This window comes from Pelomonas parva (genome assembly GCF_043555835.1).
GTDB classification, from domain to species: domain Bacteria; phylum Pseudomonadota; class Gammaproteobacteria; order Burkholderiales; family Burkholderiaceae_C; genus Pelomonas; species Pelomonas parva.
In genome coordinates this window covers 359,122-384,913 of the sequence record NZ_JBIGHV010000004.1, presented here as the reverse complement: position 1 = coordinate 384,913, position 25,792 = coordinate 359,122, and the positions used below count along the sequence as shown (strand labels likewise).

Sequence of the window (25,792 nt, the reverse complement as noted above, 5' to 3'; positions counted from 1 at the left end):
TGATGAAGCGGCGTCACCTCCTCGCTGCCGCCATGGCCGGCGCATGCAGCCGCGCGCATGCCGAAGTCGGCCAGCCGCTCGCGCCATGGACGCCGGGCGGGCTGGACATCCACCACATCGCCACCGGCCGCGGCAATGCCACGCTGGCCATCCTGCCGGACGGCGCCAGCCTGCTCATCGATGCCGGCGCCATGCTGAGCGAGCTGGACGTGACCGTGGCGCCGCGCCCCTCCGCCGAGCGCCGCGCGGGCGAGTGGATCGCGCGCTATGTGCAGCGCCATGTGAAGGCGACGGGCCGCGACGGCCTGGACAGCCTGCTCGTCACCCATCTGCACCCTGACCACCTCGGCGACGTGCGTGCCAGCTCGCCGCCGTCCACGCGCGGCCCCTACCGGCTGAGCGGCGTCACCGACGTGGCCGATGCGCTGCGCGTGGGCCGCCTTGTCGATCGCGGCTACCCGAGCTACGACGATCCGGCCATCGGCATCGAGCAGGCGGACTTCTTCAGGAACTACCGCGCCTTCGTCGAGTCCTGGGTCGCGCGCGGCGGCCGGGCGGAGCGCTTCGTGGTGGGCAGTGCGACGCAGCTCGGCACCGGCGTGCGCAACATCGCCGCCAACGGCCGGGTGTGGACGGGGCAGGGCGAGGACGCCCGCGCGCTGTTCCCGCCGCTGGCATCGCTGCCGCCAGGCGACCGGCCCACGGAGAACATGTGCTCCGCCGGCGTGCGCATCTCGTCCGGCCCATTCAGCTACTTCACCGGCGGCGACCTCACCAACGAGGGCGCGGATGGCGAGCTGCCCTGGCGCGACGTGCTGACCGCCGCCGCCCGCGCCTGCGGTCCGGTGGACGTGGCGACGGCCGACCATCACGGCCTCTATGACGGGCTCAACCCCGCCGTCGTGCGCGCGCTGCGCCCGCAGGCCTGGGTCGTGCAGGCCTGGCATGTGTCCCACCCCAGCCCGCAGCAGCTGGACCACATGCTCAACGAGCGCTTCTACCCCGGCCGCCGCGAGGTCTACGCCACCCACCTGATGCGCGAGAACCTGCTGGTGAACCGGCGCCTCGCGCTGAAGATGCGCAGCCACGAGGGCCATGTCGTCGTGCGCGTGGCGCCGGGCGGCGAGAGCTTTCGCGTCATCGTCACCGACAACGGCGACGAGTCGGACCGCGTGCGGGCGGTGTCCGACGTGTTCCGGTCGCGCAGCCTCAGGTCTTGAACGTCGAGACCAGCTTCACCAACTCGCTCGCCTGGTGCTTCAGGCTCTCGGCTGCTGCAGCGCTTTCCTCGACGAGGGCGGCGTTCTGCTGCGTAGCCTGGTCCATCTGCGCGATGGCCAGCCCCACTTGGCTGACGCCGCTGCTCTGTTCGCGGCTGGCGGAGCTGATCTCGCGCACGATCTGGGCCACGCGGCCGATCGAAGTGACCACCTGTTCCATCGTCTCGCCGGCGCGGTTCACCAGCACGGCGCCCTGGCCGACGCGCTCGACGCTGTCGCCGATCAAGGCCTTGATCTCCTTGGCCGCGTCGGCGCTGCGCTGGGCCAGCATGCGCACCTCGCTGGCCACGACCGCGAAGCCGCGTCCTTGTTCGCCGGCGCGGGCCGCCTCGACGGCCGCGTTCAGCGCCAGGATGTTGGTCTGGAAGGCGATGGCGTCGATGGTGCCGATGATGTCGCCGATCTTGCGCGAGCTTTCCTCGATGCCGCGCATGCGCTGCACCGCCTCACCGACGACCTCACCGCCCTTGCGCGCCACTTCGCTGGCGTCGTGCGCGAGCTGGTCGGCCTGCCCGGCGTTGTCGGCGGTCAGCTTCACGGTGGCCGACACCTCCTCCATCGCCGCCGCCGTCTGCTGAATGGCGCTGGCCTGCTGCTCGGTGCGCGCGGACAAGTCGTTGCTGCCCAGTGAGATCTCGGAGCTGGCCGTGGCCACGCCGTCGGCGTTGTGGCGCACCGTGCCCACGAGGTTCCGCAAGGACGCCTGCATGTTGGCCAGGGCCTGCGTGAGCTGGGCCGTCTCGTCGCTGCCCACGCTGCGGATTTCGCGCGACAGGTCGCCCTGGCCGACTTCCTCCGCCTCGTGGATGGCCACGCGTAGCGGCTTGACGACGGAGCGCGTGATCAGCCAGGCGGCGGCGATGCCCAGGCTCAGGCAGATGGCGGACAGCACCAGCATGACGAGCTGGGTGCGCTGTGCGGCGGCCAGCACTGCGCGCGTCTCTTCGCGCACGCGCTCGCCCTGGTAGTCGGCGATGTTGCTGATGGTCTTCACATAGGCATCGGCGGCCGGCCGCATCTTGCCCTCCAGCGTCTGCAGCGCGGCCTCGGCCTCGCCGGCCTTGAGCTGGGCGAAGACGCCGTTGCGGATGTCGATGTAGGTCTTGCGGGCCGCGGCGATCTCGTCGAGCAAGGCCTTGCCCTTGTCGGTGTCGACCGCCTTGGTCAGCCCTTCCTGCAACTCGTTGATCTTGGCGCTGGTCGTCTTGATGACCGGCGCGAAGAACTCGGCCACCGGCCCCGAGCCGCCCGCGCGCGAGACGGCGTCGGTGCGGGTCACGTTGAGCTGGGTCTGGGTGCGCCAGTCCTGTGCCAGGTCTTGCTGGCGTTGCAGTTCGATGAGCCGGTCGATGTGCGGGCCCACGGTGGCCATCTGCCGGTAGCTCAGGCCCACGGCCAGCGCCAGCAGCAGCAGCACCAACCCGAAGCCCAGAAACAATCGCGCGCCGATGCGCAAGGACTGCATATTCATCACCGTCTCCTAGGTTGTTTTTCGCGGGCCGGTGCGACGCGTGCGCACCGTGCCGGCCCATTGACTCTACTCGCGGCAGGCAAGGGTCGGCACCAAGAAAAACACCGCCTCGGTGGGCGGTGTTTGTTTGTTCGCACAGTGGTCTTCGCAGCCTGGCTGCTGGGCGCGGTGCCTGAGTCTTTTGATCTCCTCTCACATCGCTGCGCGATATGAGCGTCGCCCGAGAACGGCCAAGCCGCCAGGCGGTGCGCTTACAGCCCAGCGGCCGCGCGCAGCGCCTGAGCCTTGTCAGTCCGTTGGCTTCGGCCGGGCCTGTGGCCCTTAACTTCGCTGCGCGAAGTTAGCCTGCGCCGAAAGCCGGACAAGCTCGCTGCGCTCGGGGCCTTACAGGCCCGCTGCCGCGCGCAGTGCTGCAGCCTTGTCAGTCTTTTCCCAAGTGAACTCCGGCTCTTCGCGGCCGAAGTGGCCATAGGCCGCCGTCTTGGAGTAGATCGGGCGCAGCAGGTCCAGCATCTGGATGATGCCCTTGGGGCGCAGGTCGAAGTGCTCGTTGACCAGGGCAGCCAGCCTCTCGTCCGAGATGACGCCCGTGCCTTCGGTGTAGACGGTCACGTTCATCGGCCGGGCCACGCCGATGGCGTAGGCGACCTGGATCTGGCACTGGCGCGCCAGGCCGGCGGCGACGATGTTCTTGGCGACATAGCGCGCTGCATAAGCGGCGCTGCGGTCGACCTTGGACGGGTCCTTGCCCGAGAACGCGCCGCCGCCGTGCGGGCAGGCGCCGCCGTAGGTGTCGACGATGATCTTGCGGCCGGTCAGGCCGCAGTCGCCCTGCGGGCCGCCGACGACGAAACGACCCGTCGGGTTGATCAGGTACTTGGTGTCGGCGGTCAGCCAGTTCTTCGGCAGCACGGGCTTGATCAGCTCTTCACGGATGGCTTCGTAGAACTCGTCCGTCATGCGGTCGCCCAAGCTGTACTCGGGCGCGTGCTGCGTCGACAGCACGACCGTGTCGATGCTGTGCGGCTTGCCGTCCACATAGCGCATCGTCACCTGGCTCTTGGCGTCCGGGCGCAGGAAGGGCAGGCGGCCGTCCTTGCGCAGCTGGGCCTGGCGCTCCACCAGGCGGTGGGCGTAGTAGATGGGCGCGGGCATCAGCTCGGGCGTCTCGTCGCAGGCGTAGCCGAACATCAGGCCCTGGTCGCCGGCGCCGATGTTGAGGTGGTCGTCGGACGCATGGTCCACGCCCTGGGCGATGTCGTTGGACTGCTTGTCGTAGGCGACCAGGACGGCGCAGCCCTTGTAGTCGATGCCGTACTCGGTGTTGTCGTAGCCGATGCGCTTGATGGTGTCGCGCGCGACCTGGATGTAGTCGACGTGGGCGTTCGTCGTGATCTCGCCAGCCAGCACGACGAGGCCGGTGTTGCACAACGTCTCGGCGGCCACGCGACTGCGCGGGTCCTGCTCGAAGATGGCGTCGAGGATGGCGTCCGAGATCTGGTCGGCCACCTTGTCGGGGTGTCCTTCAGAAACGGATTCAGATGTGAAGAGGAAGTCGTTGGCCACTTTTAAACTCCGGTTGCTGGTGGGTCGGCGTTGCCGTCGCTCCGGGAGGTGCGGCGAACGCTTTAGCAGGATTTGTGAATCGCCCCGCAAGTAGTTCAGTAACTCGGCGATGCGCGAAGTATAGAAACACATGAGCTGGGTCTTTCGCTTTTTATCCCCTTGGCCTCTGGCCCTTTTGCACGCTTTGGGCGCGCTGTTGGGCTGGGTCGTCTACTTCGCTTCGGGGACCTACCGGCGCCGCTTCAAGGCCAACGTGGCGCAGGCCGGCATCGCCTGGCGCGATGCCCGCCCCGCGATTGCGGCGGCCGGGCGCATGGCGGCCGAGCTGCCCTGGCTGTGGGTGGCAACCAAAGGCAAGCCGCTGGGCAGCAAGCTGCAGTGGGATGGCGGCGAGCTGATCGAGGCGGCGCTTGAACACAAGCGCGGCCTCGTCATGCTGACGCCGCACATGGGCTGCTTCGAGATCTGCGCCCAGGCCATTGCCGAGCGCTTCACGACGCCGGAGTCGCCCATCACGGTGCTCTATCGGCCGGCGCGCCAGGCCAGCATGCGCGACGTGATGGCCGGCTCGCGCGAGCGGCCCGGGCTGGCCACGGCGCCGGCGACGCTGGCCGGCGTGCGCCAGATGATCCGCGCGCTGCGCAAGGGCGAGGTCATCGGCCTGCTGCCGGACCAGGTGCCACCCGACGGCCTGGGCGTCTGGGCGCCGTTCTTCGGCCGGCCGGCCTACACGATGACGCTGGCGGCCCGCCTCGTGCAGCAGACGGGCGCGGCGCTGCTGCTGATCTGGGGCGAGCGGCTGCCGGGCGGGGAGGGCTTCGTCGTGCACGTGATGCCGGCGCCCGAGATCGCCAAGGCCGCGTCGAACGAGGACGCCGCCGCGACCATCAATGCGGCGATGGAGAGCGTCATCCGCCGCGCACCGGGGCAGTACCTGTGGGGCTACCACCGCTACAAGCAGCCGCGCGGCCTGGACATTGGCGCAGCCCCGGATAATCAGCCGTTATGAGATTGCGCTTCACCAAGATGCACGGCGCGGGCAATGACTTCGTCGTCATCGACGCCACCCGCGAGCCGTTTGCGCTGACGCGGGAACAGATGCGCCTGCTCGGCGACCGCCGCTTCGGCGTCGGCTGCGACCAGATCCTCGTCATCGAGCCCAGCACGGACACCGGTGCGGACTTCCGCTACCGCATCTTCAACAACACCGGCGACGAGGTGGAGCATTGCGGCAACGGCTCGCGCTGCTTCGTGCGCTTCGTCGTCGATGCCGGTTTGACGACCAAGCGCGAGATCCACGTCGACACGATGAACCGCCGCCTGCTGCTGACGCTGCAGGACGACGGCCGCGTGACGGTGGACATGGGCCCGCCGGTGTTCGACCACGCGGCGCTGCCGTTCGACGTGAGCGGCCTCGAGCCCCGCCTGGAGAACGGCTTCGAGCTGTGGCCCGTCCAGGGCGCCGAGCTGGCCGTGGTGTCCATGGGCAACCCGCATGCGGTGCAACGTGTCGACGATGTCGAGACGGCGGCGGTGCTGACCCAGGGCCCGCTGATCGAGCACGACCCCCGCTTTGCCAAACGCGTCAACGCCGGCTTCATGCAGGTGCTGGCCCGCGACCGCATCGCGCTGCGCGTCTACGAGCGCGATGCCGGCGAGACGCTGGCCTGCGGCACGGGCGCCTGCGCGGCCGTCGTCGCGGGCATCCGCGCCGGCTGGCTCGATGCGGTGGTGGAAGTGCAGACCCGTGGCGGCCTGCTGCGCATCGAATGGGCGGGCGGTCAAAGCCCGGTGCTGATGACCGGCCCCGCTGTGAAAGTTTTCGACGGAGAGATCACGCTGTGAGTTCCAACCCGGCCGCTGACGCGGTGCAAGGCATCACTGAAACCGACATCGCCAACTACCTGGCGGCCACCCCCGGCTTCTTCGAGCGGCATTCGGCGCTGCTGGCCAGCGTGCAGTTGCAGCACCCGCATGGCGCGCGCGCCGTGTCGCTGCAGGAGCGCCAGGCCGAGATGCTGCGCGACAAGATCAAGGGCCTGGAGCTGCGGGTCATCGACATGATCCGCAACGGCCAGGACAACGCGGCCATCGCCGACCGCCTGCACCGCTGGACGCTGGCCGTCATGCGCGCGGTGGGCACGCCCGAGCTGCCGGAGGTGCTGCTCAGCGAGCTGCGCCACCAGTTCATGATCCCGCAGGCCAGCCTGCGCCTGTGGGGCGTGGCGCCCGCGCACGAGGCGGCCGAGTTCGCGGCCTCGGTCAGCGCGGACGTGCGCAGCTTTGCGTCCAGCCTGAGCCAGCCCTATTGCGGCGTGAACTCGGGCTTCGAGGCAGCGCGCTGGCTGGGCTTGTCCGAGAGCGGCGGCACCGCGACCTCGCTGGCGTTGATCCCGCTGAGTTTGGCCAAGCACAACGACGGCAAGCCCTTCGGCCTGCTGGTGCTGGGCTCGCCGGACCCGACGCGCTACACGGCGGAGATGGGCACTGACTTCTTGAACCGCGTCGGCGAAATTGCGAGCGCTGGCTTGGCGGGTCTGCTCGCCTGATGCAGCTGCAGGCGGATTTCGGCGAATACCTGCAGCACGCCCGCGTGCAGCAACGCCTGAGTCCGCGCACGCTGAGCCTCTACGCCGACGGCCTGCAGCGCTTGCAGGCCATGCTGGCCGAGGCGTCCGTTGATGTGCGCGCCTTGAGCATCACCCAGGCCCGCCGCTTCGCCGCGTTGCTGCACCGCGAGGGCCTGGGCCCGAAGTCCATCGCGCTGCTGCTGTCGGTCTGGCGCAGCGCCTACCGCTGGCTAGGGCTGCAGGGCCGCGTCGCGCTGAACCCCTTTGACGGCCTGCGCGCGCCGAAAGCACCCAAGCCTTTGCCCAAGGCGCTGGGCGTGGACGACGCCGTGCAGCTGGCCAGCCATGTGCCCGACGAGATTGCCGATTCGCGGCTGGAGGCACGCGACGGCGCCATCGTCGAGCTGCTCTACGGCGCCGGCCTGCGCGCGGCCGAGCTGATCGGCCTGGACGTGCGGGCCAGCGGCGCGGCCGAAGGCTGGGTGGACCTGGAATCCGCCGAAGTGCATGTCACCGGCAAGGGCGACAAGCGCCGCAGCACGCCGCTGGGCAAGGCGGCGGCCGAGGCGCTGCGGGCCTGGCTGGCGGTGCGCGGCCAGGTCGCGGCGGCCGGCGAGGTCGCCCTCTTCGTCGGCGCGCGTGGCCATCGCCTGTCCGGCTCCACACTGCGCAAGATGCTCTCGGCCCGTGCCGTCGGCGCCGGCATGCCGGCCCACGTCCACCCGCACATGCTGCGCCACAGCTTTGCGTCCCACCTGCTGCAGTCCAGCGGCGACCTGCGTGCCGTGCAGGAGTTGCTGGGCCATGCCCACATCACGACGACCCAGGTCTACACGCAGTTGGACCACCAGCACCTGGCGCGCATCTACGACGCGGCTCACCCCCGCGCCAAGAAATGACATCACGACTTGCCGCCTTGTTGGCGCTGCTGCCGGCCTGTGCGCTGGCGACTCCCGACGACGCGCCTTTTGCAAACCCGGCGCGGCTGAACACCGTCCGCCCCGCCGCCCTTGAGTCCAACTGGACGGCCATGAAGATGCCCGACGGTGGCCGCACGGCCTTCGCGTCCATCAGCTACATGCTGGCGTACGACGACGACTGGGGCTTCGGCCCCGGCTTCTACGGCACGGCCAAGGGCAACTACGGCGGCATCTTCACGGTCGGCTTCACGGGCCAGCGGCGCTGGCGGCTGAGCAGCAACACGCATCTGGCGGCCAGCCTCTACGTCGGCGCGGGGGGCGGGCTGTCGAGCGACGTGATGCGCTTCGGTGGCGGGCTGATGCTGCGGCCCGAGCTGTCGCTGCGCACCCACAACGGCCCCTGGTACACGGGCGTCGGCATCGCGCAGATCCGCTTCCCGAGCGGCAATGTGAAGAGCCGCGTCGGCGTGGCCTTCACCGTGGGCCGGTCCATGGACTTTGCGAGCTTCTCGCCCGACGACGCCGGCAAGCCTGGGCGCTCCGGCCGGCGCACGGGGCTGGGCATGGACGAGATCACGCTGACCGGCGGCATGGAGCAGCCGCGGGCGTCCAGCCGCACGCGTGGCGGCACGCCTTACTCGGGCAGGGTCGGCAAGGCCGGCGCCGAACTGCGCCAGTACATCGCCGAGGGCAGCTGGTGGGGCTTCGAGGCCTCGGGCGCGGCCAAGGGCGGCGTCGACGGCTACATGGAAGTGCTGGGCCAGATCGGCCAGGACTGGGCTTTGTTCGGCACGCCGCGCCTGCGCTTCGGCGGCCAGCTGGCCGCCGGCCTGGGAGGCGGTGGCAGTGTCGACAGCGGCAACGGCTGGCTGCTGCGCGCCGGGCCGACGCTGCGCTGGATCACGCCCTGGGGGCCCAGCCTGCGCCTGGACGCCGGCCTCACCTACGCCCCCACCGGCGCCTACACCGCGCCCTATCTGCGCGCCGCGCTCAGCATGCCGCTGAACCGCACGCCGACGCTGATTGGTGACGACCCCGGCGGCACGGTGCGCGTGCATCAGATCGGCGCCAGCGTCATGCACCTGCCGCGCGTGCGCTTCAAGAACCGGCCGGACGAGGCCGTCAGCCACCTGGCCGTCAACATGTCGAGCGAGTTCTCGCCGCGCCTCTACGGCACGGCGCAAGCCGGCAGCGCGGCGGTGGGCAGCGCCGGGGCCTATTCCTTCGGCCTGTTCGGCCTGGGCCTGCAGAGCGACCCGCTGCTGGGCGGCAAGCTGCGCGTCGGCGCCGAATGGCTGGTGGGTGCGGCTGGCGGCGGCGGCGTGCAGGTGGGTGGCGGCGCGGTGACGCAGGCCGAGGTCTGGGCGCAATGGCTGCTGGCCGAGCGGCTGCGGCTGCGCGCCGGGGTCGGCCAGTTCCGCACCGTCCGCAGCAGCGACCAGTCCGCGCCGTTGACCCACTTGCAGATCAGCTACGCCTTCGGAGCGCTGCAACGATGAAGAAAGTGGTGATTCGCCCCGGCAAGGAGCGCTCGCTCGTCAAGCGCCACCCCTGGGTGTTCGAAAGCTCCATCGCGCGCGGCGGTGGCGACGCGGGCGAGACGGTGCGCGTCGAATCGGCCGACGGCGCCTTCCTGTGCTGGGCGGCGTTCAGCCCGCAGTCGCAGATCCGCCTGCGCGCCTGGAGCTTCGACGAGGCCGAGCGCATCGACGCGGCCTTCTTCAGGCGGCGCATCGCGAAGGCCATCGCGATGCGCCGGCGGCTGGCGATTGCGTCCGACGCCTGGCGGCTGGTGCATGGCGAGGCCGACGGCCTGCCCGGCCTCATCGTCGATCGCTATGGCGACACGCTGGTGGCGCAGTTTGGCAGCGCCGGCGCCGAGCGCTGGAAGGCCCAGATCGCCGACGCGCTGCTGGCCGAGACCGGCCTGGCGCGGCTGTACGAGCGCTCCGACGCCCAGGCCCGCGAGTGGGAGGGCCTGCCCCAGCAGACCGGCTGGCTCAGGGGTGACGGCCCATCTGCACTGACCATCCGCGAGCACGACTGGCAGCTGACGCTGGACGTCGCCGAGGGCCACAAGACCGGCTACTACCTCGACCAGCGCGACAGCCGCAAGCGCTTCGCCGATGCGGTGAAGCAGTACGGCGTGAAGACGGTGCTGAACTGCTTCAGCTACACGGGCGGCTTCTCGGTCGCGGCGCTGGCGGGTGGCGCGACGCAGGTCATCAGTGTGGATTCGTCCGGCCCCGCGCTGGAGCGCGCCAACGCGCATGTCGCGCTGAACGGCTTCGACGCCAGTCGCCACGAGGCCTGGGACGCCGATGTGAACGCCACGCTGCGCCGCTGCCTGCACGAAGGCCGGCGCTTCGACGCCATCGTGCTCGACCCGCCGAAGTTCGCGCCCACCGTGGCCCACGCCGAGCGCGCCGCGCGGGCCTACAAGGACATCAACCGTCTGGCCTTCATGCTGCTGAGTGACGGCGGGCTGCTCTACACCTTCTCATGCTCGGGCGGCATCGCACCCGACCTGTTCCACAAGATCGTCGCCGGCGCGGGCCTGGATGCGGGCGTGGACGGCTACATCGTCGAGCGCTTGTCGGCGGCGGCCGACCACCCGCAGACCGTGTGCTTCCCCGAGGGCGACTACCTGAAAGGCCTGGGCATCCTCAAGCGCTGAGCACGGGCAGCTCGATGCGCGTGTCGAACTTGGCGCGCTTCACGCTGAAGAAGGCCTTGATGTTGCGCACGTTGGCGTCCTGGGTCAGCAGGCGCTGCGTGAAGGCGTGATAGGCCGGCATGTCGGCCACCTGCACGACGAGCACGAAGTCCGGCCCCGGCGATACGCGCCAGCACTGCTGCACGGCCGCCTCCTGCACGGCGCGGGCCTCGAAGGCGTCCAGATGCTCGGCGCCCTGGCGGTCCAGCGTGATCTCCAGGATGGCCGACAGCCCGGAGCCCAGCTTCTGCGGCGACAGCAGCGCCACCCGCCGCTCGATGACGCCCGCGTCGACGAGCCGCTTCACCCGCCGCAGGCAAGTGGCGGGCGACACCGCCACCTGGGCGGCGAGATCCTGGTTGCTCAGCGAGGCGTCGGACTGCAGCGCGTCCAGCAGGCGGAGGTCGATGGCGTCGAATTCATTCATTTGTGCAAATTGTATGAATGAAAATTTCACCGTTTGATGGTTGGGAAATTTCCTGCCAAATCCAGTGGAATTTCGCACGCATCTGCCGCTCCGGCTTGCCTAGCATGCGCGCCATCCCTAGATCGGAGAGCAATCCATGTGCGGCATCGTCGGCGCGGTCAGTCAGCGCAACATCGTTCCCATCCTCGTTGAAGGCCTGAAGCGGCTGGAGTACCGCGGCTACGACTCCTGCGGCGTGGCCGTGCACCAGGACGGCGGCCTGCGTCGCGCCCGCAGCACCTCGCGCGTGGCCGAGCTGCAGCACCAGGCGGACCAGGATGGCATCGCCTCCGGCACCGGCATCGCCCACACCCGCTGGGCCACGCACGGCGCGCCGGCCGTGCACAACGCGCATCCGCACTTCTCGGTGGGCCCGAACGCCGAGGCTGCGGGCGTCGGCCGTATCGCCTTGGTCCACAACGGCATCATCGAGAACCACGACGAACTGCGCGCCGAGCTGAAGGCCCGCGGCTACCAGTTCAACAGCCAGACCGACACCGAGGTCATTGCCCACCTGATCGACCACCTTTACAGCGGCGACCTGCTGGACGCCGTGCAGCAAGCCCTGCCGCGCCTGAAGGGAGCCTACGCCGTGGCCGTGTTCTGCCGTGACGAGCCGCACCGCGTCGTCGCCGCCCGCGAGGGCTCGCCGCTGGTGCTGGGCGTGGGCGAACAGGAAAACTTCGTCGCCTCCGACGCCATGGCCCTGGCCGGCGTGACCAACCAGATCGTCTACCTGGAAGAGGGCGACGTCGTCGACCTGCAACTGGGCCGCTACTGGCTCAGCCACCTGGACGCGGCCACCGGCCGCTACCAGTCGGTGGAGCGCGAGGTCCGCACCGTGCACGCGCACAGCGGCGCCGCCGAACTGGGCCCCTACCGCCACTACATGCAGAAGGAAATCTTCGAGCAGCCCACGGCCATCGCCAACACGCTGGAAGCCATCACCGCCATCAGCCCCGAGCTGTTCGGCGACGGCGCTTACCGGGTGTTCAAGGAGATCGACAAGGTTCTCATCCTGGCCTGCGGCACGAGCTACTACTCGGGGTCGACCGCCAAGTACTGGCTGGAGAGCATCGCCAAGATCCCGACCTCGGTCGAGATCGCCAGCGAATACCGCTACCGCGACAGCGTGCCCGACCCGCGCACGCTGGTCGTGACGATCAGCCAGAGCGGCGAGACGGCCGACACCATCGCCGCACTCAAGCACGCCCGCTCACTGGGCATGCCGCACACGCTGACCATCTGCAACGTGGCGACCAGCGCCATGGTGCGCGAGTGCGAGCTGGCCTACATCACGCGCGCGGGCGTCGAGATCGGCGTCGCGTCCACCAAGGCCTTCACGACGCAGCTGGTGGGCCTGTTCCTGCTGACCTTGGCCCTGGCCCAGACCCGCGGCCACCTCAGCGAGGCCGACGAGGCCCAGCACCTGAAGGACCTGCGCCACCTGCCCGTGGCGGTGCAGGCCGTGCTGGCGCTGGAGCCGCAGGTCATCGCCTGGAGCGAGGAGTTCGCGCGCAAGGAGAACGCGCTGTTCCTGGCGCGCGGCCTGCACTACCCCATCGCCATGGAAGGCGCGCTCAAGCTCAAGGAGATCACCTACATCCACGCCGAGGCCTATGCAGCGGGTGAGCTCAAGCACGGCCCGCTGGCGCTGGTGACGGCCGAGATGCCCGTGGTGACCGTGGCGCCCAACGACGCGCTGCTGGAAAAGCTCAAGAGCAACATGCAGGAAGTCCGCGCGCGCGGCGGCCAGCTCTACGTGTTTGCCGACGGCGACACGGCCATCGAAAGCGAAGCCGGCCTGCACGTCATCCGCATGCCGGAGCACTACGGGGCGTTGTCACCCATCCTGCACGTGGTGCCGCTGCAATTGCTGGCGTATCACACGGCGTGCGCGAGGGGGACGGATGTGGACAAGCCGAGAAATTTGGCGAAGAGCGTGACCGTCGAATGACGGGCAGGCGGGTAGCCAGTTGGGCCGCAAAGCGGCCTGAGCGGCGCAGCCGCTCAACGGGGTTTAGTCGTGGCGCGCAGCGACACGACACAAGCCGAGGAATTGGGCGAAGAGCGTGACCGTCGAATGACGGGCAGGCGCACAGGCACATTGGCAGCCAGCATCGGTTCGCGTCGTAGACATCACCGTGCGGGTATCAGACCCAGCAGCGCCAGCTTGAAACCCAGGCCGGCGCACACCGCCAGCAGCGGCAGCACGGCCAGTTTGAAGCGGAACAGTGCGATGCCCGCGCCGAGGGCGATCAGCGCCGAGAGCCAGTCGAACTGCCCGGCAAAGCCTCGCGGCCACAGCACGTGCCAGGCGAAGAACACCGCCAGGTTCAGGATCACGCCGACCACCGCCGCCGTGATGGCCGTCAGCGGCGCGGTGAACTTCAGCTGGCCGTGGGTGGACTCGATGACCGGCCCGCCGGCCAGGATGAAGATGAAGGACGGCAGGAAGGTGAAGAAGGTGACGACGCAGGCGGCCACGGCGCCGGCGAGGAAGGCGGCATCGGGCCCGAAGAGCTGCTGGGTCCAGCCGCCGACGAAGCCGACAAAGGCCACCACCATGATCAGCGGTCCGGGCGTCGTCTCGCCCAGGGCCAGCCCGTCGATCATCTGCGCGCCGGTCAGCCACTGGTGCTGTTCGACGGCGCCCTGGTAGACGTAGGGCAGCACGGCGTAGGCGCCGCCAAAGGTCAGCAGCGCGGCCTTGGTGAAGAACCAGCCCATCTGCGTCAGCGCGCCGCTCAGTCCGTGCGTCAGCACCAGGCCGGCCATGGCGGCTGCCCACAGACCCGTGCCGATGGCCAGCACGCGCGCCAGGCGGCTGCGGCTGAACCGGGCATGGGCCGGCGTGGGCGTGTCGTCGTCGATCAGCGCGGGCCCGTAGCCTGGCTTCGCGGCGCCATGCCCGCCGCCGAGCGCGAACACCTGCGGCGCGTGCCGGCCGCCGACGTGGCCGATGAACGCGGCGCCCAGCACGATCAGCGGGAAGGGCGCGTCCAGCGCAAAGATGGCGAGGAAAGCGGCCGCCGCGATGCCCCACAGCCAGCGGTTCTTCAGCGCGCGGCTGCCGATGCGATAGGCGGCGTGCACGACCAGGGCCGTCACCGCGGGCTTGAGGCCGTAGAACAGGCCGGCCACGAGCGGCTGTTGGCCATGTGCCAGGTAGACCCAGGACAGCGCGACGAGGATGAACAGCGACGGCAGCACGAACAGCGCGCCGGCGATGAGACCGCCCCAGGTGCGGTGCATCAGCCAGCCGATGTAGGTGGCCAGCTGCTGGGCCTCGGGGCCGGGCAGCAGCATGCAGTAGTTCAGCGCATGCAGGAAACGCCGCTCGCTGATCCAGCGGCGCCGCTCCACCAGCTCGGTGTGCATGATGGCGATCTGCCCGGCTGGCCCGCCGAAGCTGATGAAGCCGAGCTTGAGCCAGAAGCGAAAGGCCACCCAAAACCCGGCTACTGGTGGGCGGGCGGCGGTGGTGTTGTCATTCATGGTGTGGTGGCGATGCTGGACGCTGGCGAGTGTCCCGCAGGGGCCGGCCCGGTCAGCTCGCGCCACTTTGTGTGCAGGGCCTCACAAGCGGTATCAACCTTGCCCGTCAACCGCAGCGCCGCGCTCGCGTTCAAGCAAGGCCGGCGGCAGCGACCAGCCGGCTCATCTGACGGAAGCAACGACCCATGACCACGCTGACCCTCACCTTCACCGGCCCCGCCAGCCAGGCCCGCCAGGCACTCGGCGGCCTGCTGCAGCGCTATCGCTCGGCTTATTTCGTCGAGCGCGGCAGCAACGAGTACGCCGTCACGGCCGACGAGGTCACGGCGGCGGAGCTGGCACGGCAGCCGCTCTGGTCCACGCGGCCAGCGCCCTCGCGCGCTGCCTGACGCCAGACAGACAATGCGGCCCCGATGCCGCGCCGACAACCCCGTGACCACTACCACGTCTATGTCGTGCTGCTGTCCGAGCGCGTGTGGAACGAGCCGGCGTTTCGCAAGGCCAACCCGCAGCACGACATCGTCAAGCCCTGCCTGTATGTCGGCATGACGGGCTTGGACCCGGACCTGCGCTTTGACCGGCACATGGCCGGCGTGCAGGCCAACCGCTTCGTGCTGAAGTACGGCGAGCGGCTGATGCCCGAGCTCTACGAGGTCTACAACCCCATGCCCTACGGCGCGGCGCGCGACATGGAGGTGGAGCTGGCCATCGGCCTGCGCGAGGCCGGTTACGGCGTGTGGCAGGCATAGCCGCTAAAGAGTGGTCGCCTGCCGGAACTCCGCGTCCAGCGCCTGCACCCACGCGGCCTTCTCCTGCGCCGGCGCAAAGCTGGCCTCCAGGCTGTTGCGTGCAAGCGTGTAGGCCTCGCTCGCGCCCCACTGCGGCTGGGCTGAGAACAGCGCCAGGAGGTTGTCGTTCAGGTAGCCGCCGAAGTAGGCCGGGTCGTCGGAGTTGATGGTCACGGCCAGGCCGGCGGCCAGCAGTTGCGGCAGCGGGTGGGCGGCCAGGTCGGGCACGACGCAGAGCTTCACGTTCGACAGCGGGCACACCGTCAGCGGCACGCGCTCGGCAGCCAGGCGCTGCATCAGCGCGGGGCTCTCGATGGCGCGCACGCCATGGTCGATGCGTGCCACGCGCAGCAGGTCCAGCGCTTCCTCGATGTAGGTCGGCGGCCCTTCCTCGCCGGCATGGGCCACGCGGTGCAGGCCCAGCTCGGCGCAGCGCACGAACACGCGCGTGAACTTGCCGGGCGGATGGCCGCGCTCGGAGCTGTCCAGGCCGACCCCGATGAAGTGGGCTCGCCAGGGCAGGGCCTCCTCCAGCGTGGCGAAGGCCTCGGCCTCGCTCAGGTGACGCAGGAAGCACAGGATCAGCTCCGCGCTGATGCCCAGGTGCGTGCGGGCAGCTGCGCAGGCGCGCGACAGGCCTTCGATGACGGTGCCGATGGGCACGCCGCGCGCCGTGTGCGTCTGCGGGTCGAAGAACAGCTCGGCATGGACGATGTGGTCGCGCGCCGCCTTCTCGAAGTAGGCCCAGGCCATGTCGTAGAAGTCCTGCTCGTGCAGCAGCACGCTGGCGCCGGCGTAGTAGATGTCCAGGAAGGTCTGCAGATCCGTGAACGCATACGCCGCGCGCAGCGCCTCGACGCTGGCATAGGGCAGGGCCACGCCGTTGCGCCGGGCCAGCGCAAAGATCAGTTCGGGCTCCAGCGAGCCCTCGATGTGGATATGCAGCTCGGCCTTCGGCATGCGGGCCAGCAGGCCGGGCAGGGCGGAGCGCGGGATGCGGTCGAAGTCGATGTCGGCGGTCATGTCACTGGGGAATCAATGCAACCACAGAGGCACAGAGTCACAGAGGCGTTTCTCTGTGCATGCTCTGTGCCTCCGTGTCTCTGTGGTCGTATTTGAGCAGTGCCTTACTTGGCGCCTGGTACTTTGCCCTCGACGCCTTTGACATAGAACTTCACGCCACCCAGGAAGGCGTCGTCTGCGACCATGTCCTTGGCCAGCACCTCCTTGCCCGCGTTGTCGACGATGGGCCCCTTCCAGATCGAGAAGCTGCCGTCCTTGAGCCCGGCCTTGATCTGCTCGACCTTGGCCTTGATGTCGGCCGGCACGTCGTCGGCCACCGAGACCATGTCGATTGCGCCTTCCTTGACGCCCCACCAGGCCTTGCCGGTGGCCCACTTGCCGTCCAGCGCCTCGCGCGTGGCCTGGATGTAGTACGGCGCCCAGTTGATGACGGCCGAACCCAGGTGGGCCTTGGGTCCATAGGACGTCATGTCGGAGTCCCAGCCGAAGGCGCGCTTGCCCTTTTCCTCGGCCGTCTTCAGCACGGCGGCGGAGTCGGTGTTCTGCATCAGCACGTCGGCGCCGCCGTTGATGAGGGCTACTGCCGCCTCGGTCTCCTTGGGCGGGTTGAACCACTCGTTGACCCAGACGACCTTGGTCTTGATCTTGGGGTTCACGCTCTGCGCGCCGAGCGTGAAGCTGTTGATGTTGCGGATGACCTCGGGGATGGGGATGGAGCCGACCACGCCCAAAGTGTTGCTCTTGGTCATGGCCCCGGCGATGACGCCGGCCAGGTAGGCGCCCTCATAGGTGCGGCTGTCGTAGGTGCGCAGGTTGTCGGCCGTCTTGTAGCCGGTAGCGTGCTCGAACTTCACGCCCTTGTGCTCCGCCGCCACCTTGAGCATGGGCTCCATGTAGCCGAAGGTGGTGCCGAAGATCAGCTGGTTGCCCTGGCCCACCAGGTCGTTGAAGACGCGCTCCGCGTCCGCCGCCTCGGGCACCTTCTCGACGAAGCTGGTGACGATGCGGTCGCCGAACTCCTTCTCCAGCGCCTTGCGGCCGTTGTCGTGCGCAAACGTCCAGCCGCCGTCGCCGACCGGGCCCACGTAGGCGAAGGCGATCTTCAGCGGCTCGGGCTTGGCGGCGGCGGAGGCGGCCGGCGCGGCGGCGGGCGCCTCCTCCTTCTTCGAGCAGCCGGCGAGCACGGCGGCGGCAGCCAGCGCGGCGAGCGAGAAGGTCCGGCGGGTGGCGATGGATGTCATGCGTTCTCCTGGGGGTGGGTCGGTTAGGTTGAGAAGTTCAATGGCCGGGCTTGAACGGCCTGCCCAGCGACGCGGGCATGTTGGCCTTGATCCACGCCGGGTTGCGCGAGATCAGCACCAGCACGACGATGGTGGACAGGTAGGGCAGCATGCTGAGCCAGTGGCTGGAGATGTCGACGCCCTCGCTCTGCAGGTGGAACTGCAGCATGGTGACGCCGCCGAACAGGTAGGCGCCCAGCAGCACGCGGGCCGGCCGCCAGGTGGCGAAGGTCGTCAGCGCCAGCGCGATCCAGCCCTTGCCGGCCACCATGCCCTCCACCCACAGCGGCGTGTAGATGATGGACAGGTAGGCGCCGGCCAGGCCGCACAGCGCGCCACCTGCGGCCACCGCAGCCAGGCGGATCTTGCGCACCGGATAGCCCAGCGCATGGGCGGACTCGGGCGACTCGCCCACCGCGCGCAGCACCAGGCCGGCCCGAGTGCGGTAGAGAAAGAAGTGCAGCGCCACGGCCAGTGCCATCGCCAGGTAGACGACCGGGTGATGCTCGAACAGCGCCTTGCCCAGCACCGGCAGGTCGCTCAGCCCGGGCACGGCCCAGTGCGACCGCTCGGACAGCCGCTGCTGCGTGTACGCCACACCCACGAAGGCCGAGAAGCCGGCGCCGAACAGGCTCAGCGCCAGGCCGGTGGCGTAGGGGTTGGTGTTGAGCCAGATCACCAGCAGCCCGAAGAACAGCGACAGCACGACACCGGCCGCCATGCCGGCAGCGAAGCCCAGCAGGTCCGAGCCGCTGTGCACGGCGGCGGCGTAGCCGGCGATGGCCGCCACCAGCATCAGGCCCTCGGCGCCCAGGTTGACGATGCCGGCCCGTTCGTTGATGAGCAGACCCAGGCCGGCGATGGCGAGCACGGTGCCAGCGCTCAGCGTGGCGGCGATCAGCAGCGCGATCTCATTCATAGGGCTGCCCGTGCCTTCACCGCTGCCACCCAGCGCATGCGGTACTGCAGCCCGTGGTCGCAGGCGAGCAGCGTGAACAGCAGCAGGCCCTGGAACACGCTGGTCAGCGACTTGGGCAGGCCCATGCGGCTCTGCGCCAGTTCGCCGCCGATGTAGAACATGCTCATCAGCACGGCCGAGAAGGCGATGCCCACCGGGTGCAGCCGGCCGACGAAGGCGACGATGATGGCCGCGAAGCCGTAGCCCACCGGCACATAGGGCGTGAGCTGCCCCAGCGGCCCGGCCACCTCGAAGGCGCCCGCCAGGCCCGCCATGCCGCCGGACAGGAGAAGCCCTGTCCACAACGCGCTGCGCGAAGAGAAGCCGGCATAGCGTGCGGCGGCCGGCGCGATGCCGCCCACGGTCAACGCATAGCCGCGGTAGGTACGGAACTGGAAGATCGCGAACGCCACCACCGCCAGCAGCGCGATGACGACACCGACGTTCATGCGCAGGCCCTCCACCAGGCGCGGCAGCTTCGTGCCGGGCGCGAACAGCACGGTCTGCGGGAAGTTGTAGCCGTCGGGGTCTTTCCAGGGCCCGTAGACCAGGTAGTTCAGCAGCAGGCCGGCCACGTAGACCAGCATCAGGCTGACAAGGATCTCGTTGGTGTTGAAGCGGTCGCGCAGCAGCGCCACGATGCCGGCCCACAGCATGCCGCCGACGATGCCGCCCAGTAGCACCGGCACGACAAACCAGGCCGACGCGCCCGGCCCGGCCTGCATGGCCACCCAGCCGGCGCCCAGGGCGCCGAGCACGAACTGGCCCTCGGCGCCGATGTTCCAGGTGCCGGCGCGAAAGCACACCGCCAGGCCCAGCGCAATCAACGCCAGCGGCACGGCCTTGATGCTCAGCTCCGCCAGCGCCCGGCCGCTGGCGAGCGGCTCGACGAAGAACAGGCGCAGCGCCTGCAGCGGGTCCTTGCCCAGCGCGGTAAACAGTGCCACGCCGATCAGCACCGTAATGGCCAGCGCCAGCAGCGGCGCGGCGACGGCCAGCGCCAGTGAGGTCTGGGCGCGCGGCTCAAGCTTGAACATGGGCCTGCTCCTCGGGCCACAGCCCCGACATCCATTCGCCGATCTGCTCGCGCGTGGCTTCGGCAATCGGCACCGACGGCGACAGCCGGCCGTCCGCAATGACATGCAGCCGGTCGCACAGCTCGAACAACTCGTCCAGCTCCTCGCTGAACACCAGCAGCGCACAGCCCTCGTTGCGCAGCCGCAGCAGCTCGCCGCGGATCTGCGCGGCCGCGCCCACGTCCACGCCCCAGGTCGGCTGGGCCACGATCAGCAGCCTGGGTCCGGCGTCGATCTCGCGGCCGACGATGAACTTCTGCAGGTTGCCGCCCGACAGCGTGCGCGCCGGCGCGTCCGGCCCCGGGGCCTTGACGCGAAAACCCTCGATCAACCGCGCCGCCAGCGCGCGGGCCTCGCCGATGCGAAGCCAGCCGCTCGCAGAGACCGCCTCGGTGCGCGTCAGCAGCGTGTTCATCGCCAGCGACAGCGTCGGCACGGCGCCCCGGCCCAGCCTCTCCTCGGGCACGAAATGCAGCCCCGCCGCACGGCGCCGGCCGGGCGAGGCGCGGGCGATGTCCTTCTCGAACAGCCGGATGCTGCCGGCCGGCGCGCGCGGGTCCTCGCCCGACAGCGCCGCGAGCAGCTCCTGCTGGCCATTGCCCGACACGCCCGCCACGCCGACGATCTCGCCGGTCCGCACGGCCAAGCCGATGTCGGCCAGCGTGACGCCAAACGGGTCGCGCTGCGGGAGCGCCAGGCTGCTGACGCGCAACACCGTCGCGCCCGGCTGGCCCTCGCGGGGCTTGAGCACCGGCGCATCAGCGCCGATCATCAGCCGCGACAGGCTGGCATTGGTCTCCTGGCGCGGGTCCACCTCGCCCACCACGCGGCCGCCGCGCAGCACCGTGCAGTGGTCGCACAGCGCGCGGATCTCGTGCAGCTTGTGGCTGATGTAGAGGATGGAACAGCCCTCGTTGCTGAGCTGGCGCAGCGTCACGAACAGGCTCTCGACAGCCTGCGGCGTCAGCACGGAGGTGGGCTCGTCCAGGATCAGCAGCTGCGGCCGCGTCAGCAGCGCGCGCACGATCTCGACGCGCTGGCGCTCGCCGACGCTGAGCGTGTGCACCGGGCGGGCCGGGTCCACGTGCAGCCCGTACTCCGCCGACACCGCGCGCGTCTGTTCGGCCACCTCGGCCAGCGACAGGGCCTTGTCCAGCCCCAGCCATATGTTCTCGGCGGCGGTCAGCGTGTCGAACAGCGAGAAGTGCTGGTAGACCATGCTGATGCCCAAAGCGCGGGCCTGGGCGGGGCTGGCCACCGCGACCTCGCGGCCGTTCCAGGCCATCTGCCCGGCATCCGGCCGCGTGGCGCCGTAGATGATCTTCATCAGCGTCGACTTGCCGGCGCCGTTCTCGCCCAGCACGGCGTGCACCTGGCCCGGCGCCACCTTCAAGTGGATGCCGTCGTTGGCGCGCACGCCGGGGTATTGCTTGGTGATGCCGATCAGCTCAAGTCTGTGCATGAGATTCACCCATGCAACGAATGCGCCAGGTTGGGGCTCGGCAAGGTCAGAAGTGGTACTGCGCCCGGATCATGGGCGTCTTGGCGAAGGCGCCCCGGCCCGCCGGGCCCTTGTACGGGTTGCCGAACTTGTTGCGCCAGTACTGGTACTCCAGCCCGATCTTGAACTTGCCCGGCGCGGCGCCGGCGCCGGCACCGATGTCGTACATGACCTGGCCGTCGAAGTTGAACTCCGGCCCGGTCGGTCCGCCGAACTCGTTCGTGCCCTTGGCGGCGATGTAGTTGGCAAAGCCTTCGAAGGCCAGCGGCATCTTGCCCAGCGGGATGCTCCACGCCGCCGTCAGCATCAGGTGCGTCTTGTAGTCGTAGCGCGGCGTGCCCGTGCCGCTGAACTTGTTGTAGGGCGCATTGCTTTCCTTCAGCAGCAGCACGCTGACGTTCAGGAAGCCCGGCACGTCCATCATGAACGTCGGGCCCAGCACCAGCATCTGCTTGCGCGAGTTGTAGCCGGCATCCACCTTGACGTTGGCGTCGAAGCCGGCGGTGATGCCCATGCCGCGCACGGGGCCGAAGGCGAACTTGCTGTCGGTCACCTTGGCCAGGTCCAGCGTGTGGCGGTAGACGATGTAGACCTCGCTGGCGCCACTGTCCGAGCCGGGGCTGGACGGGTCCTTCTTGTCGGACAGCAGCAGGTCGGCGTTGAAGAAGTTGCTGCCGTACTTGTAGCCGCTGGCGTGGTTGAGGTTGACGATGCTCTTCTTGATGTCGTTGGTGCCGAAGGGCTCGGCGAACTTGGTGCCGTAGCGGTAGCCGATGGAGGTGTCGCTCCAGTCGGCGGCGTGGGCCGTGCTGGCGGCGAGTGCGGCAACGGCGGTGCAGATCAGGCGGGTGGGCAGTCTCATGGCGGGCTCCGAAGGTGGGTGAATGGGAAGCGTGAAATGAGGTGCGCGCATGGCGGCGGCATCACGCCGGTCGCCGCGCGCGGTAGAGCATGTCCAGCGTGATGTGCCGCACCTCCAGCTTGCTTTGCTGGATGTGGGCGCGCAGCAGGCGTTGGGCCTCGTCGGCGCGGCGCCGCGTGAGGGCGCGCACGATGCGGGCGTGCTCGTCGTAGGTGGCGTCAATGCGCGCCGGCTTGGTGAAGTCCAGTCGCCGGATGATGCGGATGCGCTCGGTGATCTCGCGGTGCACGCGGGCCATCTCGCGGTTGCCGCTGCCCTGCACCAGCAGCGCGTGGAAGCGCTCGTCCAGCGCGCCGACCTCCGCAGCGTCGGCCAGCCGCTCGGTCGGCGGCACCAGCCAGGTGTCGGCCAGCTGGCGCAGCTCGGGGCGCTGCTCGCTCTCGGCCAGGTGGCGGGCGGCCTCGCACTCGATCAGCGTGCGCAGGTCGTACAGCTCGTCCATGACGTCGAAGTCCAGCGGCGCCACCTGCCAGCCCTGGCGCGGCAGCAGGTGCAGGAAGCCCTCGCGCTCCAGCCGCTGAAGGGCGGCGCGCAGCGGCGTGCGGCTCACCTGCACGCGCTGCGCCAGTTCGGTCTCGGAGACGCGGTCGCCCGGCATCAGCGCGAAGTCGAAGATCAGCTGCTTGAGCCGCGCATAGGCTTGGGCCGTCAGGCTGGCGGCCTCGGCTGGGGCGTTGTCGGCAGTCACGCGCGGCTCGTCACAGTTGTCCATTCCGCGACCGCGGCACCGCGACATATGAAGCATGGCGTTCGGGCAGAGCGCCGGGCCGCTCCCAAGCCGGCCCGTTTGGCGATGTGCGAGCGGGGCCTCCCCCGCGAGCATCGCCGTCCCCTCGGGGGACCGACTGGGTTCGCCTGCGTTCAGCAGCGCGAGACTGGGCGAGGGGCTGTCTCATCTCATGCTGACGTGCGCCGCGACGATGCGCCAGCCTTCGGGCAGGCGCACCCAGGTCTGCGTCTGGAAGCCGCGCAGCGGCGTGTCGCTGCGCACGAACTCCACCTGCGCCACCGCCATGTCGGGCCCGAAGGCGTGCAGGCGCAGGTGCTCCAGCTTGCGCGTGAAGTTGGGCGCGGGCGTGGCGGCGCGGTAGGCCACCAGTTCGGTGATGCCCCATTGCCGGTCGGCGATGCCGTAGCGCGTAGTGCGCTCGTCCTGCCAGAAGAAGGCATTGAGCGCGGCCACGTCGTTGCACATCAGCGCCTGCTCGTAGGCCTCGAACACGGCGCCGAGTTCGGCCAGCACGGCCGGGTCGTCGAAGCTGCGCGTGTCCATCATGAGGCCGCCAGGAAGGCGCGCCAACCGCCGTGGTTGCTGATGTCCGGTGCGCCCAGTAGCGCGGCGCCTTCGCAAATAAAACCCTTGACCCAGCGGCCGTCGGCCAGCTCCAGGTTGCCCAGGCCCAGCGGCGGCGGGATCAGCGCCAGCAGCGAGCCGACGCTGGCCATCGGCAGCTCGTAGACCTCGACCTCGATGGCATGACCCGCCTCGCCCTCAGGCACGCGTGCCAGCCCGGGCTTGGGCGGCACGGTGCCGGGCAGCGCATGCAGGCGGTAGCGCGGCGCGGTCTGCGTGCGCGCCTGCAGCCGCGCGGCGCGCTCCTTCAGCTGGCCGTGCAGCGGCAGGCCTTGCAGGTGGGCGCCCACGACGGCCAGCAGCAGCGTGGGCTCGGCGCGGGGCAGGGCTTGCACACGGCGGTCGGAGGGATTGGCGCTGCGCAGGCGGGCGCCCAGCAGCGCGGGGCCGGCGGCCTCCCAGCGCAGGCCGAAATCCACCAGCGCCGCGTCCGCGCCGCCCGGCGCGATCAGCGTGATGCCGAAGGGCAGCGGGGATTTGTCATCGGGCAACTGGCAAGGCAGGGCCAGCGCGGACCAGCCGAGCAGGTTGACGAAGTTCGTGTATCGGCCCAGCTCGCTGTTGCGCAGCACCGGCTCGGCGGCCACGGCGGCGCGCGTGGGGCAGGTGGGCGCGGTGGGCACGAGCAGTGCGTCCACCTGTTGCCACAGGCTCTGCAGCTCGGCGCGCAGCGTCTCCAGCTCGTAGCGGCCGCGGAAGGCGGCCACCGCGTCCTGGCCGTGGCCTCGGGCGATGACCTTCGCCACCGTGCGGTCGAAGGCCTCGGGGTCGGCGGCCAGCAGCGTGTCGACGACGCTGAGCCGCTCCGCCACCCATGGGCCTTCGTACAGCAGCTTGGCGACCTCGAACAGCAGCTCGAAGTCCAGCGGCACCAGCTCGGCGCCCAGTTCGTGGACGCGCGCCTGGGCCGCGCCAAAGGCGGTCGGCCAGCCCAGAGCCTCGTCGCAGCCGGGCGCCAGCGGCACGCCCAGGCGCAGCGCCGCGCGCGTGCCGCCGAGCCAGGGCGGGCGCGGCGCGGCGACGTGGAAGCGCGGCTCGTCCGCCTCGGCGCCCTCGAACAGCGAGAAGGCCAGCGCCGCATCGGCCACGGTCAGCGCGAACACGCTCACCACGTCCAGCGTGCGGCAGGCCGGCAGCACGCCGCGCATGGGCACGCTGCCGGGCGTGGGCTTCAGCCCAACGAGGTGGTTGAAGCCGGCGGGCACGCGGCCGGAGCCGGCGGTGTCCGTGCCCAGCGCCAGCGGCACCAGGCCGCGCGCCACGACCGAGGCCGAGCCCGAGCTGGAGCCGCCGCTGACGTAGCTCGGCTCGAAAGTGTTCGGCACTTCGCCATAGGGCGAGCGCGTGCCGACCAGGCCGGTGGCGAACTGGTCCAGGTTGGTCTTGCCCACGACGATGGCGCCGGCCGCCTGCAGGCGCTGTACGCAGGTGGCCGAATGGTCGGGCATGTTGGCAAAGGCCGGGCAGGCGGCCGTGGTGGGCATGCCGGCCACGTCGATGTTGTCCTTCACCGCCAGCGGCACGCCCCACAGCGGCGCGAGCGGGCTGCGCGGCGGCAGCGCGGCGAGCTGGGCGATGAGCTGCTCGGGCGTGCATCGGTGTATCCAGGCCGGGTCGGCCGGGTCCAGCCGGTCCAGCAGCGCGGTCAGCAGGGTGTAGGGGCTGGCGCCTGCGGCGTAGGCGGCCTGCCAGTCGGCGACGGTGTGCAGGGATTCTTGGGTCATGCGCTTTGAAGGGCCTGGATGACCGCGCTCGACGGCGCCGACCAGCCGACGATGGCGCCCTGCGCCGTCAGCATGGCCAGCGCGGCGGCCTTGAACTCGGGGAAGTAGCTCTCGGTGCCGTCCTCGATGAGCAGGCACTCGTAGCCGCGGTCGTTGGCCTCGCGCATCGACGTCTGCACGCAGACCTCCGTGGTCACGCCCATGAACAGCAGGTGGGTGATGCCGCGGTGGCTCAGCAGCGCGTCCACGGTCGTGCCGTAGAACATGCCCTTGCCGGGCTTGTCGACCACCAGCTCGCCCGGCAGCGGCGCCAGCTCGGGAATGATCTCGGCGCCGTGCTCGCCAGCGATGAGGACGCGGCCCATGGGCCCCACGTCACCGATGCGCAGCGTCGGGCTGCCGCGCAGGCGCTTGGCTGGTGGGCAGTCGCTGAGGTCGGGGCGGTGCGCCTCGCGGGTGTGCAACACCACGCCGCCAACCGAGCGCCACGCATCCAGCATGCGGCGCACCGTGGGCACGATGGCCTGCAGCAGCGTCACGTCGTTGCCCAGGCTGGCACCGAAGCCGCCGGCCTCGATGAAGTCGCGCTGCATGTCGATGACGACCAGCGCCGTATGCGCTGGGTTGAACGTGTAGGGAAAGGGCGTCGCGGTGGCGAGCGTGAGCGGCTTGTTCATCA

The 25,792-nt window shown here is 69.8% G+C and carries 24 protein-coding genes; 10 read left to right on the top strand and 14 right to left on the bottom strand.

The window, feature by feature from the left end; genetic code table 11:
* Nucleotides 1-32 precede the first annotated feature (32 nt).
* Nucleotides 33-1,220, top strand: coding sequence for a ComEC/Rec2 family competence protein (locus ACG00Y_RS12470; RefSeq protein ID WP_394479218.1), 1,188 nt, complete (start codon nt 33-35; stop codon nt 1,218-1,220).
* Here the strand turns inward: ACG00Y_RS12470 and ACG00Y_RS12465 are convergent.
* Together ACG00Y_RS12465 and metK are read right to left on the bottom strand one after the other, a co-directional pair.
* On the bottom strand, nt 1,210-2,751 hold the full coding sequence (locus ACG00Y_RS12465) for a methyl-accepting chemotaxis protein (protein WP_394479216.1): 1,542 nt from the start codon (nt 2,749-2,751) through the stop codon (nt 1,210-1,212). The two genes, ACG00Y_RS12470 and ACG00Y_RS12465, sit on opposite strands and share 11 nt — an antisense overlap.
* Nucleotides 2,752-3,135: 384 nt before the next feature.
* A complete protein-coding gene (gene metK, locus ACG00Y_RS12460; RefSeq protein WP_394479214.1) occupies nt 3,136-4,317 on the bottom strand; it encodes a methionine adenosyltransferase in 1,182 nt (393 codons plus the stop codon).
* A gap of 130 nt (nt 4,318-4,447) precedes the next feature.
* On the opposite strand from metK, the gene ACG00Y_RS12455 reads away from it, so the two are divergent.
* The 6 genes from ACG00Y_RS12455 to ACG00Y_RS12430 are packed head-to-tail and all read left to right on the top strand — an operon-like array spanning nt 4,448 to nt 10,484.
* A complete protein-coding gene (locus ACG00Y_RS12455) occupies nt 4,448-5,326 on the top strand; it encodes a lysophospholipid acyltransferase family protein (protein WP_394479212.1) in 879 nt (292 codons plus the stop codon).
* On the top strand, nt 5,323-6,162 hold the full coding sequence (gene dapF / locus ACG00Y_RS12450) for a diaminopimelate epimerase (protein WP_394479210.1): 840 nt from the start codon (nt 5,323-5,325) through the stop codon (nt 6,160-6,162). The genes ACG00Y_RS12455 and dapF overlap by 4 nt, the downstream gene beginning before the upstream one ends.
* A complete protein-coding gene (locus ACG00Y_RS12445) occupies nt 6,159-6,866 on the top strand; it encodes a DUF484 family protein (protein WP_394479208.1) in 708 nt (235 codons plus the stop codon). The genes dapF and ACG00Y_RS12445 overlap by 4 nt, the downstream gene beginning before the upstream one ends.
* On the top strand, nt 6,866-7,786 hold the full coding sequence (locus ACG00Y_RS12440) for a tyrosine recombinase XerC (protein ID WP_394479206.1): 921 nt from the start codon (nt 6,866-6,868) through the stop codon (nt 7,784-7,786). Before ACG00Y_RS12445 ends, ACG00Y_RS12440 begins: the two co-directional genes overlap by 1 nt.
* The gene (locus ACG00Y_RS12435; protein WP_394479204.1) at nt 7,783-9,306 is read left to right on the top strand and encodes a hypothetical protein; all 1,524 of its coding nucleotides are present in this window, start codon (nt 7,783-7,785) and stop codon (nt 9,304-9,306) included. Before ACG00Y_RS12440 ends, ACG00Y_RS12435 begins: the two co-directional genes overlap by 4 nt.
* Nucleotides 9,303-10,484 (top strand): class I SAM-dependent rRNA methyltransferase, encoded by a 1,182-nt coding sequence (locus tag ACG00Y_RS12430; RefSeq protein WP_394479202.1) that lies wholly within the window; start codon nt 9,303-9,305, stop codon nt 10,482-10,484. Before ACG00Y_RS12435 ends, ACG00Y_RS12430 begins: the two co-directional genes overlap by 4 nt.
* Here the strand turns inward: ACG00Y_RS12430 and ACG00Y_RS12425 are convergent.
* On the bottom strand, nt 10,474-10,950 hold the full coding sequence (locus ACG00Y_RS12425; protein WP_394479200.1) for an Lrp/AsnC family transcriptional regulator: 477 nt from the start codon (nt 10,948-10,950) through the stop codon (nt 10,474-10,476). The genes ACG00Y_RS12430 and ACG00Y_RS12425 overlap by 11 nt on opposite strands.
* 136 nt (nt 10,951-11,086) lie before the next feature.
* On the opposite strand from ACG00Y_RS12425, the gene glmS reads away from it, so the two are divergent.
* Complete coding sequence (gene glmS, locus ACG00Y_RS12420; protein WP_394479198.1) at nt 11,087-12,946, top strand: glutamine--fructose-6-phosphate transaminase (isomerizing); 1,860 nt, start codon at nt 11,087-11,089, stop codon at nt 12,944-12,946.
* A 182-nt stretch (nt 12,947-13,128) separates the two neighbouring features.
* Here glmS and chrA read toward each other — a convergent pair whose 3' ends face one another.
* Complete coding sequence (gene chrA / locus ACG00Y_RS12415) at nt 13,129-14,487, bottom strand: chromate efflux transporter (RefSeq protein ID WP_394479196.1); 1,359 nt, start codon at nt 14,485-14,487, stop codon at nt 13,129-13,131.
* Nucleotides 14,488-14,672: 185 nt separating this feature from the next.
* On the opposite strand from chrA, the gene ACG00Y_RS12410 reads away from it, so the two are divergent.
* Together ACG00Y_RS12410 and ACG00Y_RS12405 are read left to right on the top strand one after the other, a co-directional pair.
* The gene (locus ACG00Y_RS12410; protein ID WP_394479194.1) at nt 14,673-14,876 is read left to right on the top strand and encodes a hypothetical protein; all 204 of its coding nucleotides are present in this window, start codon (nt 14,673-14,675) and stop codon (nt 14,874-14,876) included.
* A 24-nt stretch (nt 14,877-14,900) separates the two neighbouring features.
* Entirely contained in the window at nt 14,901-15,236 is a 336-nt protein-coding gene (locus ACG00Y_RS12405; RefSeq protein WP_394479193.1) for a hypothetical protein, read from the top strand.
* 3 nt (nt 15,237-15,239) lie between these two features.
* On the opposite strand, the gene ACG00Y_RS12400 is transcribed toward ACG00Y_RS12405, so the two are convergent.
* From ACG00Y_RS12400 to ACG00Y_RS12355, 10 genes are all read right to left on the bottom strand, one after another.
* The gene (locus ACG00Y_RS12400; protein WP_394479191.1) at nt 15,240-16,298 is read right to left on the bottom strand and encodes an adenosine deaminase; all 1,059 of its coding nucleotides are present in this window, start codon (nt 16,296-16,298) and stop codon (nt 15,240-15,242) included.
* 104 nt (nt 16,299-16,402) lie between these two features.
* On the bottom strand, nt 16,403-17,539 hold the full coding sequence (locus ACG00Y_RS12395) for a BMP family ABC transporter substrate-binding protein (protein WP_394479189.1): 1,137 nt from the start codon (nt 17,537-17,539) through the stop codon (nt 16,403-16,405).
* A gap of 37 nt (nt 17,540-17,576) precedes the next feature.
* Nucleotides 17,577-18,497: an ABC transporter permease gene (locus ACG00Y_RS12390; RefSeq protein ID WP_394479187.1), complete on the bottom strand. Its 921-nt coding sequence runs from the start codon at nt 18,495-18,497 to the stop codon at nt 17,577-17,579.
* Nucleotides 18,494-19,573 carry an ABC transporter permease gene (locus ACG00Y_RS12385; RefSeq protein WP_394479185.1) on the bottom strand — a complete coding sequence of 360 codons (1,080 nt, stop codon included), beginning with the start codon at nt 19,571-19,573 and terminating at the stop codon, nt 18,494-18,496. The genes ACG00Y_RS12390 and ACG00Y_RS12385 overlap by 4 nt, the downstream gene beginning before the upstream one ends.
* Nucleotides 19,560-21,074 (bottom strand): ABC transporter ATP-binding protein, encoded by a 1,515-nt coding sequence (locus ACG00Y_RS12380; RefSeq protein ID WP_394479183.1) that lies wholly within the window; start codon nt 21,072-21,074, stop codon nt 19,560-19,562. The genes ACG00Y_RS12385 and ACG00Y_RS12380 overlap by 14 nt, the downstream gene beginning before the upstream one ends.
* A gap of 46 nt (nt 21,075-21,120) precedes the next feature.
* Entirely contained in the window at nt 21,121-21,975 is an 855-nt protein-coding gene (locus ACG00Y_RS12375; protein WP_394479181.1) for an outer envelope protein, read from the bottom strand.
* Between the two features lie 61 nt (nt 21,976-22,036).
* Complete coding sequence (locus ACG00Y_RS12370; RefSeq protein ID WP_394479179.1) at nt 22,037-22,723, bottom strand: GntR family transcriptional regulator; 687 nt, start codon at nt 22,721-22,723, stop codon at nt 22,037-22,039.
* Nucleotides 22,724-22,927: 204 nt separating this feature from the next.
* Nucleotides 22,928-23,311, bottom strand: coding sequence for an oxalurate catabolism protein HpxZ (gene hpxZ, locus ACG00Y_RS12365; RefSeq protein WP_394479177.1), 384 nt, complete (start codon nt 23,309-23,311; stop codon nt 22,928-22,930).
* Complete coding sequence (gene atzF / locus ACG00Y_RS12360) at nt 23,308-25,113, bottom strand: allophanate hydrolase (protein ID WP_394479175.1); 1,806 nt, start codon at nt 25,111-25,113, stop codon at nt 23,308-23,310. Before atzF ends, hpxZ begins: the two co-directional genes overlap by 4 nt.
* Nucleotides 25,110-25,790 (bottom strand): cysteine hydrolase family protein, encoded by a 681-nt coding sequence (locus ACG00Y_RS12355; protein WP_394479173.1) that lies wholly within the window; start codon nt 25,788-25,790, stop codon nt 25,110-25,112. The genes atzF and ACG00Y_RS12355 overlap by 4 nt, the downstream gene beginning before the upstream one ends.
* Nucleotides 25,791-25,792 lie beyond the last annotated feature (2 nt).

Coding starts and splice junctions, on each gene's coding strand:
- hpxZ (WP_394479177.1), bottom strand. CDS start 23,311: ATGATGGACACGCGCAGCTTCGACGACCCGGCCGTGCTGGCCGAACTC.
- glmS (WP_394479198.1), top strand. CDS start 11,087: ATGTGCGGCATCGTCGGCGCGGTCAGTCAGCGCAACATCGTTCCCATC.
- ACG00Y_RS12455 (WP_394479212.1), top strand. CDS start 4,448: ATGAGCTGGGTCTTTCGCTTTTTATCCCCTTGGCCTCTGGCCCTTTTG.
- ACG00Y_RS12380 (WP_394479183.1), bottom strand. CDS start 21,074: ATGCACAGACTTGAGCTGATCGGCATCACCAAGCAATACCCCGGCGTG.
- ACG00Y_RS12435 (WP_394479204.1), top strand. CDS start 7,783: ATGACATCACGACTTGCCGCCTTGTTGGCGCTGCTGCCGGCCTGTGCG.
- ACG00Y_RS12405 (WP_394479193.1), top strand. CDS start 14,901: ATGCCGCGCCGACAACCCCGTGACCACTACCACGTCTATGTCGTGCTG.
- ACG00Y_RS12395 (WP_394479189.1), bottom strand. CDS start 17,539: ATGACATCCATCGCCACCCGCCGGACCTTCTCGCTCGCCGCGCTGGCT.
- ACG00Y_RS12375 (WP_394479181.1), bottom strand. CDS start 21,975: ATGAGACTGCCCACCCGCCTGATCTGCACCGCCGTTGCCGCACTCGCC.
- ACG00Y_RS12390 (WP_394479187.1), bottom strand. CDS start 18,497: ATGAATGAGATCGCGCTGCTGATCGCCGCCACGCTGAGCGCTGGCACC.
- ACG00Y_RS12465 (WP_394479216.1), bottom strand. CDS start 2,751: ATGAATATGCAGTCCTTGCGCATCGGCGCGCGATTGTTTCTGGGCTTC.
- ACG00Y_RS12430 (WP_394479202.1), top strand. CDS start 9,303: ATGAAGAAAGTGGTGATTCGCCCCGGCAAGGAGCGCTCGCTCGTCAAG.
- dapF (WP_394479210.1), top strand. CDS start 5,323: ATGAGATTGCGCTTCACCAAGATGCACGGCGCGGGCAATGACTTCGTC.
- ACG00Y_RS12385 (WP_394479185.1), bottom strand. CDS start 19,573: ATGTTCAAGCTTGAGCCGCGCGCCCAGACCTCACTGGCGCTGGCCGTC.
- ACG00Y_RS12470 (WP_394479218.1), top strand. CDS start 33: ATGGCCGGCGCATGCAGCCGCGCGCATGCCGAAGTCGGCCAGCCGCTC.
- ACG00Y_RS12410 (WP_394479194.1), top strand. CDS start 14,673: ATGACCACGCTGACCCTCACCTTCACCGGCCCCGCCAGCCAGGCCCGC.
- atzF (WP_394479175.1), bottom strand. CDS start 25,113: ATGACCCAAGAATCCCTGCACACCGTCGCCGACTGGCAGGCCGCCTAC.
- ACG00Y_RS12440 (WP_394479206.1), top strand. CDS start 6,866: ATGCAGCTGCAGGCGGATTTCGGCGAATACCTGCAGCACGCCCGCGTG.
- ACG00Y_RS12400 (WP_394479191.1), bottom strand. CDS start 16,298: ATGACCGCCGACATCGACTTCGACCGCATCCCGCGCTCCGCCCTGCCC.
- ACG00Y_RS12355 (WP_394479173.1), bottom strand. CDS start 25,790: ATGAACAAGCCGCTCACGCTCGCCACCGCGACGCCCTTTCCCTACACG.
- ACG00Y_RS12425 (WP_394479200.1), bottom strand. CDS start 10,950: ATGAATGAATTCGACGCCATCGACCTCCGCCTGCTGGACGCGCTGCAG.
- chrA (WP_394479196.1), bottom strand. CDS start 14,487: ATGAATGACAACACCACCGCCGCCCGCCCACCAGTAGCCGGGTTTTGG.